This window comes from Kitasatospora sp. MY 5-36 (genome assembly GCF_001182915.1).
In the GTDB taxonomy this organism is placed as follows: Bacteria; Actinomycetota; Actinomycetes; order Streptomycetales; family Streptomycetaceae; genus Kitasatospora.
Genome location: NZ_LFVW01000931.1, coordinates 1 through 3,195, shown reverse-complemented (window position 1 = coordinate 3,195; position 3,195 = coordinate 1). Strand labels below are relative to the sequence as shown.

Sequence of the window (3,195 nt, the reverse complement as noted above, 5' to 3'; positions counted from 1 at the left end):
GAGGCCCTCGGGCTGTTCGGCCAGGATGAAGGTCCGCCCCCGCCCCCGGGTCGTGGTGCTGTCCACCGGCAGCGAGCTGGTCCAGCCCGGCGAGCCGGTCGGCCCCGGGCAGATCGCCGACTCCAACAGCTTCGCCCTCACCGCGGCCGCCCAGGACGCCGGCGCCATCGCCTTCCGGGTCGGCGCCGTCCCGGACGACGCCGACCGGCTGCGCGCCGTCCTGGAGGACCAGCTCGGCCGGGCCGACCTGATCGTCACCAGCGGCGGGGTCAGCGTCGGCGCGTACGACGTGGTCAAGGAGGTCTTCGAGTCCTACGGCGGGGTCGACTTCCGGCGGCTGCGGATGCAGCCCGGCAAGCCGCAGGGCTTCGGCCGGATCGGCGGCGCGGCCGGGGTGCCGCTGCTCGCCCTGCCCGGCAACCCGGTGAGCGCCTACATCTCCTTCGAGCTCTTCGTCCGCCCGGTCATCCGCACCATGCTCGGCGCCGCCGACGTGCACCGCCCGGTCGTCCGCGCGCTCTGCCCGTCCCCGCTGCGCTCCCCGGCCGGCCGCCGGCAGTTCCTGCGCGGCCGCTACTCGGCGGCCGACGGCACGGTCGAGCCGGTCGGCGGCGCCGGGTCGCACCTGGTGGGCGCGCTGGCCCGGGCCGACTGCCTGATCACCGTCCCCGAGGAGACCACCGAACTGCTGGCCGGCAGCGAGGTGGACGTGGTGTTGCTGGACGCCTGATCGGCCCCCGGGACCGGGGAACGGTACGGTAGCGCGGTATTCGACCTGCGCGCCCCTGGAGTTACCCGTGACGACACCTCCCCCCGGCGACCGCCTCACCCACGTCGACGACCAGGGCGCGGCCCGGATGGTCGACGTGTCCGAGAAGGCCGCCACCGCGCGCACCGCCGTGGCGGCCGGCCGGGTGCGGGTCTCCCCGCAGGTGGTCCGCCTGCTGCGCGGCGAGGGCGTGCCCAAGGGCGACGCCCTCGCGGTGGCCCGGATCGCCGGGATCATGGGCGCCAAGAAGACCCCGGAGCTGATCCCGCTCTGCCACCCGATCGCGGTCTCCGGCGTCAAGGTCGACCTCGCCGTCGCGGACGACGCGGTCGAGATCACCGCCACCGTGAAGACCGCCGACCGCACCGGCGTCGAGATGGAGGCGCTGACCGCCGTCGCGGTGGCCGGGCTGACCGTCGTCGACATGGTCAAGGCGGTGGACAAGGGCGCCACGATCGAGTCCGTCCGGGTGCTGAGCAAGACCGGCGGCAAGAGCGGCGACTGGTTCGCCCCGGAGGTGGCGCGGTGAGGGCCCTGGCGGTCACCGTCTCCAACCGGGCCTCGGCCGGGGTCTACGAGGACCGGGGCGGCCCGCTGCTGGTGGCCGGCCTGACCGCGATGGGCTTCACCGCCGACGGCCCCCGGGTCGTCCCGGACGGCGAGCCGGTGGAGGCCGTGCTGCGCGAGGCCGTCGCGGCCGGCTACGACGTGGTGCTGACCACCGGCGGCACCGGCATCTCGCCGATGGACCTCACCCCCGAGATGACCGCCCGGGTGATCGACCGCCAGGTCCCCGGCATCGCCGAGGCCGTCCGCGCGTACGGCCGGGAGAAGGTGCCGACCTCGGCGCTCTCCCGCGGGCTCGCCGGCCTCGCCGGACGTACCCTGATCGTCAACCTGCCGGGCTCGACCGGCGGCGTCAGGGACGGCCTCGCCGTCCTGGAGCCGCTGCTCGCCCACGCCGTCGACCAGCTCGGCGGCGGGGACCACCCCCGGACCGACGCCCCGGCACCCGGGGCTCCAGCATCCAGGAGAGGGCACTGAACGCCGGCTGGCCGGTAGAACTCCACGAGGGTGAGGTCGTGCTGCGCCCCATCCGGGCCCGCGACCAGCGCGAGTGGCAGGAGGTGAGCCGCCGCAACCGGGACTGGCTGCGCCGCTGGGAGGCCACCGTGCCGCCCGGCCCGGCGGGCCAGGCGGCCGGCGCCCGGCCGACCTACCGGCAGATGGTCCGCTTCCTGCGCGGCGAGGCCTCGGCCGGCCGGATGCTGCCCTTCGTCGTGGTCCACAAGGGCCAGCTGGTCGGCCAGTTGACCGTCGGCGGGATCACCTGGGGATCGATGTGCTCGGCGAACATCGGGTACTGGGTGGACGAGGAGGTGGCGGGCCGGGGCATCATCCCGACCGCCGTGGCCCTTTCGGTGAACTACTGCTTCCGCACGCTCGGACTGCACCGGATCGAGGTCTGCATCCGCCCGGAGAACGGCCCGAGCCGACGGGTGGTGGAAAAGCTCGGCTTCCGCTCGGAGGGAATCCGTCCGCGCTATCTCCACATCGACGGCGACTGGCGCGACCACCTCGTCTACGCGCTGACCGACGAGGAGGTCCCGGAGGGGATGCTGGAGCGCTGGCGCGCGCTCAGTTCCGGGCGCGGGACACGTAATTGAATGTATGTTCGAAAGAAATATCGATATGGCATCGCCGGGGCACCGGACCCGCACAAATAGCGGCAAAATAGTCGGAGAATCAGCTTGATCACACGACACGCCGCACCAAATTGCTGCCAGGCCTTCCCCAGCGCCCGTACGGTGTGAATCGTGAGCAGTAGCGGCCTTATCTACGCCGTCATCGTAGGGGCCTGGGCCGCCTATCTGGTGCCGATGTGGCTCCGCAGGCAGGACGAACTCAACGAGGCGCGCCCGACGGAACGCTTCAGCACCGCCATCCGCCTGCTGGCCGGGCGTTCGGGGCTGGAGCGGCGGGCAGCCCGGGCCCTGGGTGACGAACCGCGTGACGAGCAGAGCGACGACGGTCCTCCCGAACGGGACGAGACCGCCTCCGGCGACCCCGCACGGGAGCCCGAACCCCCGGTGCAGCGCCCGGCCGAGCGGCCGGGCCCCGAGCCGCGGGCCGGCACCGAGCGCCGGGCGCGGCTGCTGGCCCGCCGGCGCCGGATGGTCACCGCCCTCTTCCTCTCCTTCGCGCTCGGCGCGGTGGTCGCCGCGGTGGCCGGACTCGCCTTCCTCTGGGTCCCGGCGGTCCCGGCGGTCCTCCTCACCCTGTACATCGGCCACCTGCGCCGGCTGGAGCGCCAGCGGTACGAGGTGAAGCTCGACCGGGTCCGGGCCGCCCAGGCCGCCGAGCGGCTGCGCAAGCGCGAGCAGCAGCGCGCCGAGGCCCGGCCGCCGGCCGGCGCCCTGGCCGAG

At 74.1% G+C, this 3,195-nt stretch carries 4 protein-coding genes and 1 pseudogene; all 5 read left to right on the top strand.

All coding sequences use genetic code 11. The annotated features are described in order from the left end of the window. Positions 1–730 (top strand): gephyrin-like molybdotransferase Glp (glp, locus tag AE652_RS38415; protein ID WP_049660043.1); only part of this gene is annotated, 730 nt, incomplete at its 5' end. A gap of 127 nt (positions 731–857) precedes the next feature. After that, complete coding sequence (gene moaC, locus AE652_RS38410) at positions 858–1,298, top strand: cyclic pyranopterin monophosphate synthase MoaC (protein WP_049660041.1); 441 nt, start codon at positions 858–860, stop codon at positions 1,296–1,298. Beyond that, a complete protein-coding gene (locus AE652_RS38405) occupies positions 1,295–1,813 on the top strand; it encodes a molybdenum cofactor biosynthesis protein B (RefSeq protein WP_049660037.1) in 519 nt (172 codons plus the stop codon). Before moaC ends, AE652_RS38405 begins: the two co-directional genes overlap by 4 nt. Before the next feature lie 38 nt (positions 1,814–1,851). Beyond that, on the top strand, positions 1,852–2,436 hold the full coding sequence (locus tag AE652_RS38400) for a GNAT family N-acetyltransferase (protein WP_369808369.1): 585 nt from the start codon (positions 1,852–1,854) through the stop codon (positions 2,434–2,436). Positions 2,437–2,586: 150 nt separating this feature from the next. Next, positions 2,587–3,195 (top strand): annotated as a pseudogene (locus AE652_RS38395) (hypothetical protein); the annotation flags it as partial.

Excerpts from the sequence above, each read along its gene's own strand:
- moaC (WP_049660041.1), top strand. The coding sequence starts at position 858 with ATGGTCGACGTGTCCGAGAAGGCCGCCACCGCGCGCACCGCCGTGGCG.